At 71.5% G+C, this 17949-nt stretch carries 13 protein-coding genes; 6 read left to right on the top strand and 7 right to left on the bottom strand.

Going from position 1 to position 17949, the window contains the following annotated elements:
• Positions 1-221: 221 nt before the first annotated feature.
• From ADY59_RS31220 to ADY59_RS31210, 3 genes are all read left to right on the top strand, one after another.
• Entirely contained in the window at positions 222-1385 is a 1164-nt protein-coding gene (locus ADY59_RS31220; RefSeq protein ID WP_049569590.1) for a thiolase family protein, read from the top strand.
• Positions 1382-3475 (top strand): 3-hydroxyacyl-CoA dehydrogenase NAD-binding domain-containing protein, encoded by a 2094-nt coding sequence (locus ADY59_RS31215; RefSeq protein WP_049569586.1) that lies wholly within the window; start codon positions 1382-1384, stop codon positions 3473-3475. The genes ADY59_RS31220 and ADY59_RS31215 overlap by 4 nt, the downstream gene beginning before the upstream one ends.
• Positions 3476-3580: 105 nt before the next feature.
• Positions 3581-3970, top strand: coding sequence for an SSI family serine proteinase inhibitor (locus ADY59_RS31210; protein WP_049569583.1), 390 nt, complete (start codon positions 3581-3583; stop codon positions 3968-3970).
• Between the two features lie 37 nt (positions 3971-4007).
• Here ADY59_RS31210 and ADY59_RS31205 read toward each other — a convergent pair whose 3' ends face one another.
• Positions 4008-5465 (bottom strand): amino acid permease, encoded by a 1458-nt coding sequence (locus ADY59_RS31205; RefSeq protein WP_082310540.1) that lies wholly within the window; start codon positions 5463-5465, stop codon positions 4008-4010.
• 40 nt (positions 5466-5505) lie between these two features.
• Positions 5506-7386, bottom strand: a complete 1881-nt coding sequence (dxs, locus tag ADY59_RS31200; RefSeq protein WP_049569578.1) for a 1-deoxy-D-xylulose-5-phosphate synthase — start codon at positions 7384-7386, stop codon at positions 5506-5508.
• 147 nt (positions 7387-7533) lie between these two features.
• Here dxs and ADY59_RS31195 point away from each other — a divergent pair, with 147 nt between their 5' ends.
• Positions 7534-8376 carry a neutral zinc metallopeptidase gene (locus ADY59_RS31195; RefSeq protein ID WP_049569575.1) on the top strand — a complete coding sequence of 281 codons (843 nt, stop codon included), beginning with the start codon at positions 7534-7536 and terminating at the stop codon, positions 8374-8376.
• Between the two features lie 156 nt (positions 8377-8532).
• Positions 8533-9270, top strand: coding sequence for a neutral zinc metallopeptidase (locus ADY59_RS31190; protein ID WP_049569572.1), 738 nt, complete (start codon positions 8533-8535; stop codon positions 9268-9270).
• Here the strand turns inward: ADY59_RS31190 and ADY59_RS31185 are convergent.
• The 4 genes from ADY59_RS31185 to ADY59_RS31170 all read right to left on the bottom strand — a co-directional run bounded on the left by ADY59_RS31185 (position 9267) and on the right by ADY59_RS31170 (position 13699).
• Positions 9267-10475, bottom strand: coding sequence for an ROK family transcriptional regulator (locus ADY59_RS31185; protein WP_049569568.1), 1209 nt, complete (start codon positions 10473-10475; stop codon positions 9267-9269). The genes ADY59_RS31190 and ADY59_RS31185 overlap by 4 nt on opposite strands.
• 35 nt (positions 10476-10510) lie before the next feature.
• Positions 10511-11773: a sugar ABC transporter permease gene (locus ADY59_RS31180; RefSeq protein ID WP_049569565.1), complete on the bottom strand. Its 1263-nt coding sequence runs from the start codon at positions 11771-11773 to the stop codon at positions 10511-10513.
• Positions 11770-12522, bottom strand: coding sequence for an ATP-binding cassette domain-containing protein (locus tag ADY59_RS31175; protein WP_049569562.1), 753 nt, complete (start codon positions 12520-12522; stop codon positions 11770-11772). The genes ADY59_RS31180 and ADY59_RS31175 overlap by 4 nt, the downstream gene beginning before the upstream one ends.
• A 61-nt stretch (positions 12523-12583) precedes the next feature.
• The gene (locus ADY59_RS31170; RefSeq protein WP_049569559.1) at positions 12584-13699 is read right to left on the bottom strand and encodes a sugar ABC transporter substrate-binding protein; all 1116 of its coding nucleotides are present in this window, start codon (positions 13697-13699) and stop codon (positions 12584-12586) included.
• 768 nt (positions 13700-14467) lie between these two features.
• Between ADY59_RS31170 and ADY59_RS47715 the strand changes: the two genes are divergently transcribed.
• Entirely contained in the window at positions 14468-16576 is a 2109-nt protein-coding gene (locus ADY59_RS47715; protein WP_156325848.1) for an FG-GAP repeat domain-containing protein, read from the top strand.
• Here ADY59_RS47715 and ADY59_RS31160 read toward each other — a convergent pair.
• Entirely contained in the window at positions 16561-17895 is a 1335-nt protein-coding gene (locus ADY59_RS31160) for an amidase (RefSeq protein WP_049569556.1), read from the bottom strand. The two genes, ADY59_RS47715 and ADY59_RS31160, sit on opposite strands and share 16 nt — an antisense overlap.
• Positions 17896-17949 lie beyond the last annotated feature (54 nt).

Raw genomic sequence — 17949 nt, 5'->3', positions numbered from 1 at the left:
GGGCGCGCACGGGGGAGCGGGGGCCGGTGCTCTGGGTGTGTGCCGCCGTGGCGGTCGCGGCCCTGGTCGGCGCCCGCGCGCACCTGTGGGACCCGCACACCGCCGCGGTGTACGCCCTGCTGGCCGCGACGCTCGTCTGCGGAGTAGTTACTGGCGAGTAGCATGGGCTCGGAAGCTGTCCAGCAACGAGGAGCGAATCCGTGCCTTCCTCTCGTGACGTCGTGTTCGTCGACGGCGTGCGCACGCCTTTCGGCAGGTCGGGGCCGAAGGGGCTGTACGCGGAGACCCGCGCCGACGACCTGGTCGTCCGCGTGATCCGCGAGCTCATCCGGCGCAACCCCGGCCTGCCTCCCGAGCGGGTGGACGAGGTCGCGATCGCCGCGACCACCCAGATCGGCGACCAGGGCCTGACCATCGGCCGTTCGGCCGCGGTGCTGGCGGGCCTGCCCAAGACGGTGCCCGGTTACGCGATCGACCGCATGTGCGCGGGCGCGATGACCGCGGTCACCACGGTCGCGGGCGGCATCGCGTTCGGCGCCTACGACGTGGCCATCGCGGGCGGCGTCGAGCACATGGGCCGCCACCCGATGGGCGAGGGCGTCGACCCGAACCCGCGGTTCCTGTCGGAGAAGCTGGTCGACCCGAGCGCCCTGGTCATGGGCATGACGGCGGAGAACCTGCACGACCGCTACCCGACGATCACCAAGGACCGCGCCGACGCCTACGCGGTGCTGTCGCAGGAGAAGGTCGCCAAGGCGTACGCCGACGGCAAGATCCAGCCGGACCTGGTGCCGACGGCGATCAGGACGGCCGAGAAGGGCTGGGGCCTGGCGGTCCAGGACGAGGCGCCCCGCCCGGGCACCACGGCGGAGGCCCTGGCCGGGCTGAAGACGCCGTTCCGGCCGCACGGCAACGTCACCGCGGGTAACTCCTCGGGCGTCAACGACGGCGCCACCGGCTGTGTGGTCGCCGCCGCCGAGGTGGCCGCCGAGCTGGGGCTGAGCCCGAAGATGCGGCTGGTGTCGTACGCGTTCGCGGGCGTGGACCCCGAGGTGATGGGCGTCGGCCCGATCCCGTCCACCGAGCGGGCCCTCCGCCTGGCCGGTCTTGATATTTCGGACATCGGGTTGTTCGAGATCAACGAGGCGTTCGCCGTCCAGGTGCTGGCGTTCCTGGAGCACTTCGGTATCGCCGACGACGACTCCCGGGTCAACCCCTACGGCGGCGCGATCGCCTTCGGCCACCCGCTGGCCTCCTCAGGCGTGCGGCTGATGACGCAGCTCGCCCGCCAGTTCGGCGAGCGCCCCGACGTGCGCTACGGCATCACCACCATGTGCGTCGGCATGGGCATGGGCGGCACCGTGATCTGGGAGAACCTGGCATGAGCGACATCGAGACCTGGCGCGCGCTGCTGAGCGACCGCAATTCCGGCGAGGTCGTCACCAAGGCCCTGGTACGCGACGTCGAGCTGCCCGGCGGCGCGGGCACGATGGCCCTGATCACCTTCGACAACGGCTTCGACCACACCAAGCCCAACACGTTCGGCCCGCACGGCCTGTTCGCGCTCAACGGCGCGCTGTCGGAGATCGCCGCCCGCACCGACCTGGTGGCGGTGGGCGTGACCGGCAAGCCGTTCATCTTCGGCGTCGGCGCCGACCTCAACGGCGCGGCCCAGGTGGCCTCGCGCGAGGAGGCGCTGGCCATCGGCGCGCTGGGCCACCACGTGTTCCGGCGGCTGGGCGAGCTGGGCATCCCGTCGTTCGCCTTCGTCAACGGCGCGGCCATGGGCGGCGGCCTGGAGGTCGCGCTGCACTGCACCTACCGCACGATCTCCTCCGGCGTCCCGGCGGTCGCGCTGCCCGAGTGCTTCCTCGGCCTGGTGCCCGGCTGGGGCGGCACCCAGCTGCTCCCCCGCCTGGTCGGCCCGGCGAACGCGATCAAGCTGATCATCGAGAACCCGCTCGCCCAGAACCGCATGGTCAAGGGCGCGCAGGCGTTCGAGCTGGGCGTGGCCGACGCCCTGTTCGAACCGGCCGACTTCCTGGAGGAGTCGCTGCGCTGGGCGGCCCGCGTCCTGCAGGGCGCCGAGCAGGTCGCCCGCCCCGACCACACGGCCGCCGACTGGGACAAGACCGTCGCCGACGCGCGCTTCCTGGTCGACCTGAAGCTGCACGGCTCCTCCCCCGCGCCCTACCGGGCGCTCGACCTCATCGCGCTGGCCCGTACGGCCTCCCGCGACGAGGGCTTCGCCGCCGAGGACGAGGCGCTGGCCGGCCTGCTGATGAGCGACGAGCTGCGGGCCGGGCTCTACTCCTTCGACCTGGTGCAGCGGCGGGCCAAGCGCCCGGCGGGCGCACCGGACAAGGCGCTGGCGCGCAAGGTCACCAAGGTCGGCGTCGTCGGCGCGGGCCTGATGGCCTCGCAGATGGCGCTGCTGTTCGCGCGCCGCCTGGAGGTCCCGGTCGTGCTGACCGACCTCGACCAGGCCCGCCTGGACAAGGGCGTCGGGTACGTGCACGCCGAGGTGGACAAGCTGCTGGGCAAGGGCCGCGTCTCGGCCGACCAGGCGAACCGGCTCAAGGCGCTGGTGACCGGGTCGCTGACCAAGGACGCGTTCGCCGACGCCGACTTCGTGATCGAGGCCGTGTTCGAGGACCTGGCCGTCAAGAAGCAGGTGTTCGCCGAGGTGGAGGCCGTGGTACGGGCCGACTGCACGCTGGCCACCAACACCTCCTCGCTGTCGCTGACCGAGATGGGCGCCGGCCTGGCGCACCCCGAGCGGCTGGTCGGCTTCCACTTCTTCAACCCGGTCGCCGTCATGCCGCTGCTGGAGATCGTCAAGGGCGCGGCGACGGACGACGCCACGCTGGCCACCGCGTTCGCCGTCGGCAGGTCGCTGAGGAAGTCGTCGGTCCTGGTCAAGGACGCCCCGGCGTTCGTGGTCAACCGGCTGCTCACCCGGTTCATGGGCGAGGTCATCAGCGCCGTGGACGAGGGCACCCCGCTGGAGACGGCCGAGCACGCGCTGGACGGCCTCGGGCTGCCGATGACGCCGTTCGCGCTGCTGCAGCTCGTCGGCCCGGCCGTCGGCATGCACGTGGCCGAGACGCTGCACGAGGCGTTCCCCGACCGGTTCGGCGTCTCGGCGAACCTGGCCAAGCTGGTCGCCTCCGGCAAGCCGGGCGTGTACCGGCCGGACTTCTCGCTCGACGCCGAGGCGGTGGCGCTCTTCGCGGGCGGCTCCGCACCGTCCACGGCCGAGCAGGTGCGCGAGCGGGTGCTCGCCGCGCTGTCCGAGGAGATCCGCCTCATGCTGGACGAGGGCGTGGTGGCCGCGCCTCAGGACATCGACCTGTGCATGATCCTGGGCGCGGGCTGGCCGTTCCACCTGGGCGGCATCACGCCGTACCTGGACCGCAGCGGTCACTCCTCGTCACGCTTCCTGCCGCCGGGAGTGGCGTCGCTTCCGGCTTGACCTGCTCTTTTAGCAGGTCTTTGAGGAGGTCCGCACGGCGGGCCTCCTCAACGGCCATCACTCTCCGTCGTAGCGTGTGGTCCCTTGCTACGAAGGGAGAGGACCATGTCGAAGGCGGTCGGCGCGCTGGCGCTGAGCGGAGCCTTCCTGTTCGCCGCGGCGGCACCGGCACCGGCACTCGCGGAGCGCGACCCGCGATCGGCTCTGCGGATCCTGGTCGCGGAGAAGGGCGGCGAGCCCAAGGCCGTCACCCTGACCTGTGACCGCGACGGCGGGACGCATCCGTCGCCGCGCGCGGCCTGCCGGCTGCTGCGCAAGGCCGGCGGCGATCCGGGCAGGCTGGCCGCGTCGCCCGGCCAGATCTGCACCAGGGAGCTGCGCCCGCACGCGGTCGTCGTGGCCGGCACGTGGCGGGGCAAGCCCGTCATCTTCGGCCGGGTCTACAGCAACCCGTGCCTGATGCGTGCCGCGGGCGGGGCGGTCTTCACGCTCTGACCGCCCCGCCGGGGGTGGCCCGCCCGCCCCCGGGCCGTCAGACCACCTGACCGGCCCTGCTGTGTCGCCGGCCGTACAGGAAGTAGAGCACGGCGCCGACCGCCATCCAGATGACGAACCTCAGCCACGTCTCGACCGGCAGGTTGAGCATCAGGTAGAGGCAGGCCAGCACGGCCAGGATCGGCAGCACCGGCACGCCCGGCGCGCGGAAGGCCCGTTCGAGCTCCGGCCGGGTGCGGCGGAGGATGATCACGCCGGCCGAGACGACGACGAACGCGAACAGCGTGCCGATGTTGACCAGTTCGGCCAGCGCGCCCAGCGAGATGAACCCGGCCAGCACCGCGGCCACCACGCCCACGATCGCGGTGAGCACCGCGGGGGTGCCGGTCGTGGGGTTGACCCGGGCCAGCGGGCGGGGCAGCAGCCCGTCGCGGCACATCGCGAACAGCACCCGCGTCTGGCCGAGCATGAGGATCATCACCACGGTGGTGAGGCCCGCGATCGCGCCGATGCTGATGAGCGTGGCCGCCCACGACTGGCCGACCGCGGTGAAGGCGTCGGCGAGCGGCGCGCTGCTGCTCAGCTCGGTGTAGTGCTGCATGCCCACCACGACCAGCGAGACCGCGACGTACAGGATCGTGCAGATGGCCAGCGAGCCGATGATGCCGCGCGGCACGTCGCGCTGCGGCTCGATGGTCTCCTCGGCGGCGGTGGCGACGATGTCGAAGCCGATGAAGGCGAAGAACACGATCGCGGCGGCGGAGAAGACGCCGAGGACGCCGAACGCCACCGGCGTGATGCCGAACAGCACCTGGATCAGCGGCGCCTGGACCCCTTCCACGGTGGGCGTGGACTCCGGCGCGGGGATGAACGGCGTGTAGTTGGCCGCCTTGACGAAGAACAGCCCGGCCACGATCACCAGCAGGATGACGGCGACCTTGATGACCACGATGGTCAGGTTGACCCGGGACGAGAGCTTGATCCCGGCGATCAGGACCGCGGTGAGGATCAGCACGATGACCATCGCCGGCAGGTTGACCACCGGATCGTCACCCGCGATCGAGGCCGGCAGGTTGACGCCGATCGAGGACATCAGCGAGGAGAAGTAGCCCGACCAGCCGACCGCGACCACGGCGGCGGCCAGGGCCATCTCCAGCACCAGGTCCCAGCCGATGATCCAGGCGGGGAACTCGCCCAGCGTGGCGAAGGCGAAGGTGTAGGCGGAGCCGGCGACCGGGATCGTCGAGGCGAACTCGGCGTAGCACAGCGCCGCCAGACCGCAGACGACCGCGGCGACCACGAACGAGATCGCCACGGCCGGACCGGCCATCTCCTTGGCCACCTGCCCGGTCAGCACGAAGATGCCGGTGCCCACGATCACGCCGATGCCGAAGACGGTCAGGTCCACGGCGTTCAGGCGCTTGCGGAGCTGGTGCTCGGGGGCTTCGGTGTCGCGGATCGACTGCTCGACACTCTTGGTGCGAAAGATATCCACGGTGAGCGACCTTCCCCCACCGTGAGTGATCATGCGCCGCTTACGAAGGGCTCACCACGGGGGAACTGCGCCGGGCGACCGCCTCCGTGATCTGGCGCGCCAGATCCTGTCCGGTGAGCCCGATCCGTCCAAGAATGGCCGCCCGCTTGGCGTGGTCGAGGAACTCCTGCGGGATGCCGTAGGAGCGCACCGGCACGTCCACGTCGGCGTCGCGCAGCAGCCGCGAGACGGCGTCGCCGACGGCGCCCACCCGGCCGTTGTCCTCGACGACGGCGACCAGCTTGTGCGCCCGCGCGGCGCCGACCAGCGCCTCGTCGAGCGGCTTGACCCAGCGCGGGTCGACCACGGTCGAGGAGATGCCCTGCGCGTCGAGCAGGACCGCCGCGTCGAGGCAGGCCCGCGTCATCGGGCCGACGCCGACCAGCAGCACGTCGGGCTCGTCGGCGGCGGGCTCGCGCAGCACGTCCATGGTGCCGAGGCTGCCGACGGCCTCGGCGGCCTCGGCCACCGGGCCCTTGGGGAAGCGCAGCACGGTGGGCCCGTCGGAGACGGCCACCGCCTCGCGCAGCAGCTCGGTGAGCCGCTCGCCGTCGCGCGGCACCGCGACCCGCAGGCCGGGCACGACCTGCAGGATCGACAGGTCCCACATGCCGTTGTGGCTGGCGCCGTCGTCGCCGGTGACGCCCGCGCGGTCGAGCACCACGGTGACCGGCAGCCGGTGCAGCGCCACGTCCATCAGGAGCTGGTCGAAGGCGCGGTTGAGGAAGGTGGCGTAGACGGCGACCACCGGGTGCATGCCGCCCAGCGCCAGGCCGGCGGCGCTGGTCAGGGCGTGCTGCTCGGCGATGCCGACGTCGTAGATGCGCTCGGGGAACGCCTCGGCGAAGGCGGCCAGGCCGGTCGGGTGCAGCATCGCCGCGGTGATCGCCACCAGGTCGTCGCGCTCGCGGCCGAGCCGGACGAGCTCCTCGCTGAACACGTTGGTCCAGACGCGGCCCTTGGGCTTCTCGGCGCCGGTGGCGCGGTCGAAGGCGCCGGGCGAGTGGAACTGGTCCTCGTCGTGGTTCTCCGCGGGGCTGTAGCCGCGGCCCTTCTGGGTGAGGGCGTGCACGATGACCGGGCCGCGGAAGCCGCGGGCCTTGCGCAGCGCCGCCTCCATGGCCTGCTCGTCGTGGCCGTCGATGGGGCCGACGTATTTCAGGCCGAGGTCCTCGAACATGGCCTGCGGCGCGATGACGTCCTTGACGCCCTTCTTGATGCCGTGCAGGGCGTCGTAGAGCACGGGAACGTTCCCGATCTTGCCCTTGACGTATTCGAGCATGTCCTCGTAGCGCCGGTTGACCCGCAGCGACGACAGGTGCGAGGCGAGCCCGCCGATGGTCGGCGAGTAGGAGCGGCCGTTGTCGTTGACGACGATGACGATCGGCAGATCCTTGGCCCCGGCGATGTTGTTGAGCGCCTCCCAGGCCATGCCGCCGGTCAGCGCCCCGTCGCCGATCACCGCGACGACCGTGCGGTCGTGCTCGCCGCGCAGCTTGAACGCCTTGGCCAGGCCGTCGGCGTAGGACAGCGCGGTCGAGGCGTGCGAGTTCTCGACGAAGTCGTGCTCGGACTCGGCCCGGCTCGGGTAGCCCGACAGGCCGCCCTCCTGCTTGAGGGCGTCGAACCCGGCGGCCCTGCCGGTCAGCAGCTTGTGCACGTAGCCCTGGTGCCCGGTGTCCCAGACGACCGGGTCACGCGGCGAGTCGAAGACCCGGTGGATGGCGATGGTCAGCTCCACCACCCCCAGGTTGGGTCCCAGGTGCCCGCCGAACTTCGCGCACGAGTCGACGAGCAGGTCACGCACCTCACCCGCCAGCCGCGGCAACTCCTCGGCAGCGAGCCTCTTGACGTCGTGCGGTCCCTTGACTGAGCCCAGCAACCCGCTCACGGATCAGACTCCCCTCTGGTCTTGTACGCCGACGCAAGAAGTCTAGTTCGCGGACGACACGCTGACCTCATCGAGTCAAATGCACCCCCATTTGTCAGAACTTGACCTAGTCTTTCCCTCACTATGAACACTCTCCCCATGAAGAAACTGTCGTCACTGCTGGCTGCCGGGGTCATCATCTCCCTGGCGGGCGCGGGCACGGCGGTCGCCGAGGCGAACACTGCCAAAGCAGCACAGAAGGTCACGCAGGCACAGCAACAGCAGCAGCAGACCGCCGCGCCCCGCGGCAAGGCGGCCGCCACGAACAACCCGCTGTACAAGACCGGCCGGCTGGCCTCGTCCAACTGCCGTCCCGGCAGCCTCCCCCGGGGCAGCACGGCGGCCTACAAGCGCTTCCTCACCCGGGTCACCAACTGCCTGAACAAGTCGTGGGCCTCGCAGTTCCGCAAGGCGCGCCTGTCGTTCGCCAAGCCGAGGCTGCGCATCACGACCAGCAAGGTCAGCAGCCCGTGCGGGCGCTGGATGTCGGGCGCGGACGGCTACTACTGCTCGTCCAACCGCACGATGTACATGCTCATCACCAAGACCCAGCTGCGCAACCCCGACCCGATCGGCATCGCCCGCCTGATGGCCCACGAGTACGGCCACCACGTGCAGGCCATCTCCGGGATCTGGAACTACTACGGCCCGGCCTACAACAGCGCCCGCGGCTCCGCCAGGCTCCTGCTCTCGCGCCGCTCGGAGCTGCAGGCCGAGTGCTTCTCCTCGGTCTTCATGCGGACCGTGCGTGACACCCTGCCCGTCGACTCCGGCCGCTGGGCGCAGATCGTGGACTGGTTCCACGACCACGGCCACGAGGGCTGGGCGCGCAACGACCACGGCAAGGGCCCGTCGCAGGCGTTCTGGATGAAGCGGGGCTTCAGCTCCGCCTCCCCGGGCTCCTGCAACACCTGGCGGGTCTCCTCGCGCTACGTCGCCTGACCCCACGCCCGAAACACGCCCGAACCTTCGTGCGGCCGTACCGATCCCGGTGCGGCCGCACCCTGGCCTCAGATGCCACATTGGTCTAACCAAACACCACGAACTGGTCTAAGATCCGCGATCGTGCGTATTCCCCTTATCGCAGCGTCTGTCTGCATGATCGCGGGTCTGGCTCTGTCTGGTACGGCCAGCGCCGAGACGAAGTCCGCGAGCTCGGGGCTGCCTGCCGTACTGACCAAGAACAAGATCTACCGGTCCGGCACCCCCTCCACGATGACCTGCGCGATCCCCGAGATCCGCGCCGGCAGCGCCGTCTCCGTCAAGACCTTCCACAAGGCCATGGCCCGGTGCGCCAACCGCTTCTGGGCGGCCCGGTTCAGGGCCGCCGGCCTGCGCTACTCGCCGCCGAAGCTGGCCGTCACCACGGGCAGCCGCTCGGTCTGCGGCAAGATCACCAGCAATGGCGCCCAGTACTGCCCGGCCCACCGCACGATCGCGATCCGGATCCAGAAGCGTGACCTGCGCGACCCGTTCAGGATGAACATCGCGCACTCCGTCGCCCACGAGTGGGGCCACCACGTGCAGGAGCTCAGCGGCATCCTGGACGCGCAGAACCGGCTCTACTGGCGCGCCGGGAACAGGGCCCGCACGGTGCTCAGCCACCGGCTGGAGATGCAGGCCGAATGCTTCGCCGGCGTCTTCTACCGCTCCACGATCGACTCGATCGACCCGGGCATCACCTGGGACCAGTGGGTCGAGGCGATCAAGCAGGCGGACGAGAGCAAGATCCACGGCAAGCCGCGCAACCTCGCCTACTGGCAGGACCGCGGCTTCACCAGCGGCACGGCCCGCTACTGCAACACCTGGACGGCGCCGAACTCCCGCGTCGCCTAGGTGCCGGCCCTGGCCAGCACCTCCAGAGGATCGGCGAGCACGTGGGCGAAGGCCAGCTCGGCCGCGCCCACGAGCGTCGCGTCGTCGGCCAGGGACGAGGTGCGCAGCCGCAGCCGCTCGCGCTGCGGCGCCATCGCGTGCAGGGTCAGGCGGCTGCGCACCTGGGCGGCCGAGCCGAGGTAGACCTCCCGCAGCATCCCCCCGAAGATCACCATTTCCGGGTTGAAGATGTTGACCAGGTTGGCGATGCCCAGGCCGAGCCAGTCGCCGACCCGTTTGAGCGCCTCCTGCGCGACGATGTCGCCCCGGTCGGCCGCCTCGACCACCGCGCGGACCGCGTCGCGGCCGTGCTGCCCCGAGCGGAACCGGCCGGCCGCCTCCAGCAGCGCGCGCTCACCCACCTCGGCCTCCAGGCAGCCGTGCGAGCCGCAGCCGCAGGCCCGGCCGCCCGGGTTGACCACGATGTGGCCGACCTCGCCGCCGTAGCCGTCGTGGCCGCCCAGCAGGTGGCCGCCCGTGATGATGCCGCCGCCGATGCCGACGTCGCCGTGCAGGTAGACGAGATCCTTGACGGCCGCGCCCACGCCGCGGCTGTGCTCGGCCAGCGCCGCCAGGTTGGCGTCGTTGCCCACGCTCACCGGCAGGCCGAGGCCGAGCCTGCGGCCCAGCTCCTCGCCGAACGGCACGGCCTTCTCGACCATCAGGTTGGGGCCGAAGGTGACCACGCCGTCGCCCTTGCGCACCCCGCCCGGCACCGCCGCCGCCGCGCCCACGCAGACCGTGTCGTCGCGGGTCCGGCGCCGCATCTGGCGGGCGAACCCGGCCAGCACCCCGGCCAGCTCGCCGAGCGCCAGCGCGTCACGCTCGCGCGCCACCTCCCTGCGGTCCAGGATGAGGCCGCCGAGCCCGACCCTGGCCACGGCCAGCCGGTCGGGGCTGACGTCGAAGGCGAACACGTACACCCGCGACGACTCCGGGCGCACCACCAGCGAGGGGCGGCCGGCGCGGCCCGTCTCGCGCGGCAGCTCCTCGCGCACCAGCCCGGCGGCGGTCAGGTCGGAGGTGAGCGCCATGATCGTGCTGCGGTTGAGCCCCATCCGCGAGGTCAGCTCGGCCCGCGAGATCGGCCCGCCCAGATGGACATGGCGAAGCAGCGCGCCGAGGTTGTGGCGCCTGATGTCCTCCTGCGAGGGGCCGGCACGCATCGTCTGAGGTTCCTTCAACGGGTGGAAGTCGCTGATCACCTTAGACCAGCGGAGGCCGCCCGTTTGCGCGCCAGCGCGTCCACCCCCGCGGCCAGCAGCAGGACGCTGCCGGTGACGAGATACTTCACGCTCGACCCGTATCCCATCAGGGCCATGCCGTTCTCGATCACCGCGACGACGGCGCCGCCGAGTATCGCGTCGACCACCCGGCCCTTGCCGCCGAACAGGCTGGTGCCGCCGATCACCGCCGCGCCGACCGCGTACAGCAGCACCGAGCTGCCGCCCGTGTTCGGGTCGACGGAGCTGGCCCGGGAGGCGGCGATGATGCCGCCGACCGCCGCCATGGCCGAGCAGATCACGAACGCGCTGACCTTGATCCGGTCGACCGCGATGCCGGCCCTGCGGGCCGCCTCCGCGTTCCCGCCGACCGCGTAGATGTGCCGCCCGAACGCGGTACGGCGCAGCACGAACGTCCACAGCACCAGCAGCGCCAGGATCACCGGGACCACGATCGGCACCCCGGTCAGCGAGGTGAGCAGCGGGTTGCGGCTGCGCTCCAGGTTGAGGACGTACACCGCGAGACCGGCGATGACGGCCAGCGAGCCGACCCGGACCGCGATCAGCGACAGGGGGTCGGCCACCAGCCCCCGCCCGGCCCGCCGGCGCGCCCGGACGAGCTGGACGGCGGCGTAGATCGCCACGCACGCCGCGTACAGCGCCCAGCCGAGCCACGGCGGCAGGTTGCGGCCCGCGACGGCGACGATCACCTCGTTCCTGATCGAGATGTTCTTGCCCTCGTCCACCAGTACGAGCACGAGCCCCTGGAAGGCGAGGAAGGCGGCCAGCGTCACCACGAACGACGGGATGCCGACCTTGGCCACCAGCGTGCCGAGCACGACGCCGATGACCACCCCGGTGACGATCGCCGCCAGCACGCACACGTACCACGGCAGGCCGAACGAGGTCAGCGTCACCGCCAGCACCGCCGCGCAGACGCCGCTGGCGAACCCGGCCGACAGGTCGATCTCGCCGAGCAGCAGCACGAACACCAGGCCCATCGCGATCACCGTGATCGCGGCGCCCTGCGTGAACAGGTTGGCGAAGTTGATCGGGCTGAGGAAGGACGGGCGGGCGACGGCGAAGACCGAGCAGAGCACCACCAGGCCGAGCACCGCCGGCAGCGCGCCCATGTCGCCGCCGCGCACGCGCTCGGCGTAGGCGCGCACGCTGTGCCCGATCGACGGCGTCTGCGCCGCCGTGACGATGGCCTCTCCGGGCAGTTCCTTGACCTTGTTCATGGCACGATCCCCAGGTCTCCGCTGCGGCCGGATGTGATCAGTTCGACGACCTGCGCGTGCGTCACGTCGGCGGTCCTGACCTGGGCGGCCATCCTGCCGAGGTAGAGCGCCGCGATCTGGTCGGAGACGGCGAACACGTCGTTCATGTTGTGCGAGATGAGCACGACGGCCAGGCCCTTGTCGGCCAGCCTGCGCACCAGTTCGAGCACCTGGGCGGTCTGGGCGACGCCGAGCGCGGCGGTCGGCTCGTCGAGGATGACGACCTTGCTGTTCCACAGCACGGCCTTGGCGATGGCGACCGTCTGCCGCTGCCCGCCGGACAGGCTGGAGACCTGCTGGCGGATGGACTTGACGGTCCGCACGGACAGGCCGCTCAGCGTCTGCTCGGCCAGCTCCTCCATGGAAGCCTCGTCGAGCACCAGGCCCCGGCGGCGCTCGCGTCCCAGGAACATGTTCTGGACGATGTCGAGGTTGTCGCAGAGCGCCAGGTCCTGGTAGACGATCTCGATGCCGAGTTCGCCCGCGTCGCGGGGGCCGTGCACCTGGACCGGGCGGCCGTCGAAGACGATCTCGCCCGAGTCGATCGGATAGATACCGCCGACGCACTTGACCAGCGTCGACTTGCCGGCGCCGTTGTCGCCGACCAGCGCGGTGACCTCGCCCGCATGGGCGGAGAACGCGACGTCGTGCAGGACTTGCACGGGCCCGAAACTCTTGTCGATCCCGCGCACTTCGAGCAGGGGGGTCATGAGGCTCCCTCGGGTTGAGCACGGCCCGCGCCCCGAGCGCGGACCGTGCCCCATGCCGGTACTACTGGATTCCCGCTTCGGTGCACTTGTCGGCGAAGTCGCCGGTGCACAGCTCCTCCTTGGTGACGTAGCCGTCCGCCACCACGTCCTTGACGTTCTCGAAGTAGATGGCCTGCGGCTCCAGGAGCTCGGACGGGACGTCCTGGCCGCTCTCCGGGTCCTTGACGCTGCCGCCGGCCGCCGGCTTCTCGCCCTTGGCCAGCGCGACCGCGAGCGCGGCGGCGGCGTCGGCCTCCTTCTTGACGGCCTTGTAGACGGTCATGCACTGGTCGCCCGCCAGGATGTTCTGCAGGCCCTGCACGGTGGCGTCCTGGCCGGTCACCGGCACCTTGCCGTTGAGCTTGTTCTTCTTCAGCACGGTGATGGCGGCGTTGCCCAGGCCGTCGTTGGCGGCCAGCACGCCGGCGATCTTCGGCTCACTGGTGAGCATCTGCTCGAAGATGGTGCCGGCCTGGGTGTTGTCCCAGTCGGGCACGGCCTGGTCCGGGCCCTTGACGTACTCGCCCGCGTCGAACTTGGGCTTGAGGACGCCGTCGTACCCCTCCTTGAACAGCGTGGCGTTGTTGTCCGTCGGGGAGCCGTTCAGATAGGCCACGATGGGCTTTTCGGCCTTCTTGTCGGCCAGGCACTTGCTCAGGCCCTCGCCCTGCAGGGTGCCGACCTTGGTGTTGTCGAAGCTGACGTAATACGCGGCGCCGCCGCCCAGCGTCAGCCGGTCGTAGTCGATGGTGGCCACGCCCTGGGACTTGGCCTTGTCGATGACGGTCTTCCCGGTGCCGCTGTCCAGGTTGACGATCATCAGGACGGTGGCGCCGTTCGTGATCATCTGGTCGGCGATGGTCTGGAAGGCCGTCTTGTCGTTCTGGGCGTTCTGGATGTCGTAGGCGACGCCCGCGGCCTCGAACGCCTCCTGCAGATATTTGCGGTCCGCCGTCTCCCAGCGGGCCGACGACTTGCTGTCGGGCAGGATGACGCCGATCTTGCCGGCCGCCGCGGGTGAGGAGGCGGCCGGGGCGGAGGAGGTCGTGGTGGTCGTCCCGCCGTCGCCCCCGCAGGCGGTGAGACCGAGTGCCAGCGCTGCTGCCGCGGCCGTCGAGCTGAGGATCCCCTTGCGCATGGGTGCAGGGTCCTTTCTTCCGGAGGGGCCCGGATGAATGTTGTTTGCGGCAACGTATTCCGGTACAGCCTGCTTTGGAAGACCCTGGGTGGGGGGAGTTTGTTGTTCCCGGTAACAATCCAGAAACACCACGTCCACGAGGCCGGGCGCGCCTCCCCGGCACGCCGACGTCGGACGGCGGCCCCGCCGCCCAGCTGATCGGGCCGCCGCCCGGCGCCGGACCGGACGCTCCGAAGGTTTCGGCGGTCCGGCCGTTCCCTGCTCGGTCACCGACGCGGCATTCGCCGATAAAACGCGGACATACCACCGGCATACCCTCGCCATTTACCCTCGGCATCGCGTATTCCGTTGAACGCGCCGTGACGCGTTCAGGAATACGCCGAGTACGAGGTCCGGGCGAAAGGAATGGCGTGCTGAAGAAGGCCGGCATCCCGCCAGGACGACGGAACCGGTCAGCGGCAGCGCCCTCGGCCACGGCCGCCGACCGGGACCAGGTGTGTTCACCGGGAATCCCCGACGGCGCCACATGCGATTTCCGCACCGAAAGTCTTCCGCCCCGGAAAGGAGGAAGTGGCTGCCCGCGGGCCGGCGGAATTCGTCCCGGGGCCGCGGAAAAGAAATGCGGGCGTCCGGCAACCCTGCGAAAGCGGATGCCGGCCCGGACCCGGTGAAGCTGGCCGCGGCTGACCCCTCGTCACGGGCCGACAGCCCGGGACGGCATCACTCCGCCACGGCGGATCACCCCCGACAGAAACCCGGAGAACACAGATGATCTCCAGCAGGCGCCCACACGCCATCGTGACGGTGGCACTGACCGCGCTCACGATGCTCGCCCTCCCGCCGGCCGCCCCGGCGAACGCCGCCGCCGACCCCACCGGGCCGCCGGACGGCGATGTGACCATCACCACCTTCCCCCACGTGGCCTGCGACCCACGAGGCGAGACCGGCGTCGACGCCGCCGTGGCTCGGCAACTGAACGGCGTCCTCACCGGCGAGCTGGGCGGCGGCGACATGAACGCCTACCGCGTCTCCTGCGCCCGCATGGTCGTGAAGGCGGTCCAGGATCGCGGGCTGCCCAAACGCGCCGCGGTCATCGCGATCACCACCACGATCGTGGAATCGCTCATCGAGAACGTCAGCGAGGAGCTCGACCACGACAGCCTGGGCCTGTTCCAGCAACGCGCGCACTGGGGTTCCGTCGCGAACCGGCTCAATCCGATCTGGGCCACCAACGCGTTCCTCAACAAGATGATCGACGAGTACCCGGACGGCCGCTGGCAGGACGCGGAGATCGGCAAGGTGTGCCAGACGGTCCAGGTGTCCAGGTACCCGGACCGCTACCAGGACCAGGCCGGCGACGCACGGAAGATCGTGGACGCCCTCTGGAGGCCACGTGACCCGGGGGCCGCGGACTTCGACGCCGACGGCATCGCCGACATCTTCGCCGTCGCCGGTGGCACGCTGTCCATCTGGAACGGCCGGGGCGGCACCGGCTTCTCCGGCCGCGTGGAGGTCGGCGGCGGCTGGACCCCCTACAGCAAACCCGTCGCGGGCGACTTCAACAACGACGGCCTCGGCGACCTGGCCGCCGTGAAGGACGGCACCCTGTACATCTGGAACGGCCGGGGCGGCAACGCATTCGGCAACCCGATCGAGCTGGGCCGGGGCTGGACGCCGTACGCGGACAGCCTGACCTCGCTGGGTGACGTCAACGGCGACGGGAACGCCGACCTCGGCGCCCTCGACGGCGGCACCCTCACCGTCTGGAACGGCACGGGCCGCAATGCCTTCGTCAGCGGCGTCGACATCGGGGGCGGCTGGACCGTCTACAGCAAGCCGATCGGCGGCGACTTCAACAACGACGGCCTCGGCGACCTGGCCGCCGTGAAGGACGGCACCCTGTACATCTGGAACGGGCGCGGCCGCAACGAGTTCACCGGGGCCAACGAGATCGGCGCCGGGTGGACGGCGTACGCCGCCACCCTGCGCTCCTTCGGTGACCTCGACGGCGACGGCCACTCCGACATCACCGCCGCCTACGGCGGCCACCTGCACGTCTGGAACGGCCGGGGCGGCAACGCCTTCGCCGGACGGGTCGAGCTCGGCGCCGGCTGGAGCCGCTACTTCCCCCACACGCTCAGCCTCCACGGCGCCAACTTCAACGGCGACGGCGCCGGCGACATCTTCGCCGTGGCCGACGGCACCCTGTCGGTCTGGAACGGCCTAGGCGGCAACGGCTTCACCGGCCGGGGCGACGTCGGCGGCGGCTGGACCCCCTACGGCAAGCCCGTCGCCGGCGACTTCACCAGCGACGGCATCAGCGATCTGGCCGCGGTCAAGAACGGCGTCCTGCACCTCTGGAAAGGCGAGGGCAGCAACGAGTTCGGCGACGCGCTCGCACTCGGCCCAGGCTGGGGCCCGTACGCCTCGACCCTCGTCTCGCTGGGTGACGTGAACGGCGACGGGTACGCCGACCTCGGCGCCGTCGCCGAAGGCGCCTTCTCCGTCTGGAACGGCCGGGGGGACGGCACCTTCGCCTCCCGCGTGGACGCCGGCGGCTGGGCCGCCTCCGGCAAGCCGGTCGCGGGCGACTTCGACGACGACGGCGTCGGCGACCTGCTCGCCGTCGAGGGCGACGTCCTGCACGTCCGGAACGGGCGCGGCGACAACTCCTTCGCCCCGCCCGCGCCCGTGGGTCCGGGCTGGGCCCCGTACGCCTCCACGCTCACCTCGCTCGGTGACGTCGACGGCGACGGCCTCGGCGACCTTGCCGCCGTCGCCGGTGACCATCTCCAGGTCTGGAACGGCCGGGGCGGCAACGCCTTCGCCGGACGGGTCGAGCTGGGCGCCGGCTGGAGCCGCTACTTCCCCGGCTGATCTCCGCCCCCGGCCGCGGCGGCCTCGAACAGGAGGCGTTCGCGGCCGGGCCGGCACACCAGTTGCAGCCCCACCGGCAGGCCGTCCACCAGCCCGGCGGGGACGGTCAGCGCGGGCAGGCCGAGCACGTTCCACGGGCTGGTCAGGGCGAGCAGGGCGGCGCGGACGGCGACGCTCGCACCGTTCAGCACGGTCTCCCGCCGCAGGAGCGGCGGCGCGGTCAGCAGCACGGCCGGCAGCGCGAGCACGTCGTGCCGCTCGAAGAGCGCGCCCGCCACCCCGGCGAGCCGTGACCGCTCCGCCATCGCCCGCACGTACCGCCACGCGGGCACCTCGGCGGCGGCGCGCAGCCGTTCGAGCACCTCCGGGTCGAACAGCTCGGGCGCGCCGGCCAGCCGGTCCGCGTGCACGGCGACCGTCTCACAGCTCTGGATGACCGTGTACGTATCCCGCAACTCCGCGGCGACGCCCCCGGGCAGCCGCACCTCCTCCGGTGCCCCGGCCGCCTCCCGCGCCAGCGCCACCACCCGCGGATCGCCGGCGAAGAAGTCCCCGGGGTCCAGCCAGGCCACCCGGGCCGCCCGGCCGCCCTCCTCCTCCAGGGGTTCGCCGGTGAGGCACGTGTAGGCCGCCAGGCAGTCCCGCGCGTCGGCGGCGAGGACGCCCACGTGGTCGAGCGTGCGTGACAGGGGGAAGACGCCGTCGGCGGGGATCGCGCCGTACGCGGGCTTGAAGCCGGCGACCCCGCACAGCGCGGCGGGGATGCGGACCGAGCCGCCCGTGTCGGTGCCGAGCGCCAGCGGGACCAGGCCCGCCGCCACGGCCGCCGCGCTGCCGCCGCTGGAGCCGCCCGACATGCGCTCGGGGTCCCGGGGGTTGCGCGATGCTCCGTTGGCCGAGCGGTCGCCCGTCGGCCCGTACGCGAACTCGTGCGTCGTGGTCTTGCCGACGATCACCGCGCCGGCCTCCCGTAGCCGTGTCACGCAGGCGGCGTCGGTGTCCGGGACGTACCCGGCGAAGTGCCGCGAACCCATGGCGGCGGGCAGGCCCGCGACCATGATCAGATCCTTGACGCCGACGGGCATCCCGTGCAGCGGCCCCCGGTCGGCGCCCCCGGCCAGCTCGCGGTCCGCCTGGCCGGCCGCCTCCAGCGCGCCGTCGGCGTCCACGCAGACGAACGCGTTGATCGCGGGGTCGAGCCGGGTGACGGCGTCGAGCGCCCACCGGGTCAGCTCGGTCGCGGTGACGCGGCCCGCGCGCAGGTCCAGGGCGAGGTCGGAGACGGTACGGCCGGCGAACGGGCCTGGAGTGACGGGCATGGCATCCTCTCGGCGGTGCGCGATGTGCCCCTTGCATACCATCCCGCCCCTGAT

Source organism: Nonomuraea sp. SBT364, from assembly GCF_001083785.1.
Lineage (GTDB): Bacteria > Actinomycetota > Actinomycetes > Streptosporangiales > Streptosporangiaceae > Nonomuraea.
This window is presented reverse-complemented; position numbering and strand designations above follow the sequence as displayed.

Coding starts and splice junctions, on each gene's coding strand:
- ADY59_RS31215 (WP_049569586.1), top strand. CDS start 1,382: ATGAGCGACATCGAGACCTGGCGCGCGCTGCTGAGCGACCGCAATTCC.
- ADY59_RS31210 (WP_049569583.1), top strand. CDS start 3,581: ATGTCGAAGGCGGTCGGCGCGCTGGCGCTGAGCGGAGCCTTCCTGTTC.
- ADY59_RS31195 (WP_049569575.1), top strand. CDS start 7,534: ATGAAGAAACTGTCGTCACTGCTGGCTGCCGGGGTCATCATCTCCCTG.
- ADY59_RS31190 (WP_049569572.1), top strand. CDS start 8,533: ATGATCGCGGGTCTGGCTCTGTCTGGTACGGCCAGCGCCGAGACGAAG.
- ADY59_RS31185 (WP_049569568.1), bottom strand. CDS start 10,475: ATGCGTGCCGGCCCCTCGCAGGAGGACATCAGGCGCCACAACCTCGGC.
- ADY59_RS31180 (WP_049569565.1), bottom strand. CDS start 11,773: ATGAACAAGGTCAAGGAACTGCCCGGAGAGGCCATCGTCACGGCGGCG.
- ADY59_RS31175 (WP_049569562.1), bottom strand. CDS start 12,522: ATGACCCCCCTGCTCGAAGTGCGCGGGATCGACAAGAGTTTCGGGCCC.
- ADY59_RS31170 (WP_049569559.1), bottom strand. CDS start 13,699: ATGCGCAAGGGGATCCTCAGCTCGACGGCCGCGGCAGCAGCGCTGGCA.
- ADY59_RS47715 (WP_156325848.1), top strand. CDS start 14,468: ATGATCTCCAGCAGGCGCCCACACGCCATCGTGACGGTGGCACTGACC.
- ADY59_RS31160 (WP_049569556.1), bottom strand. CDS start 17,895: ATGCCCGTCACTCCAGGCCCGTTCGCCGGCCGTACCGTCTCCGACCTC.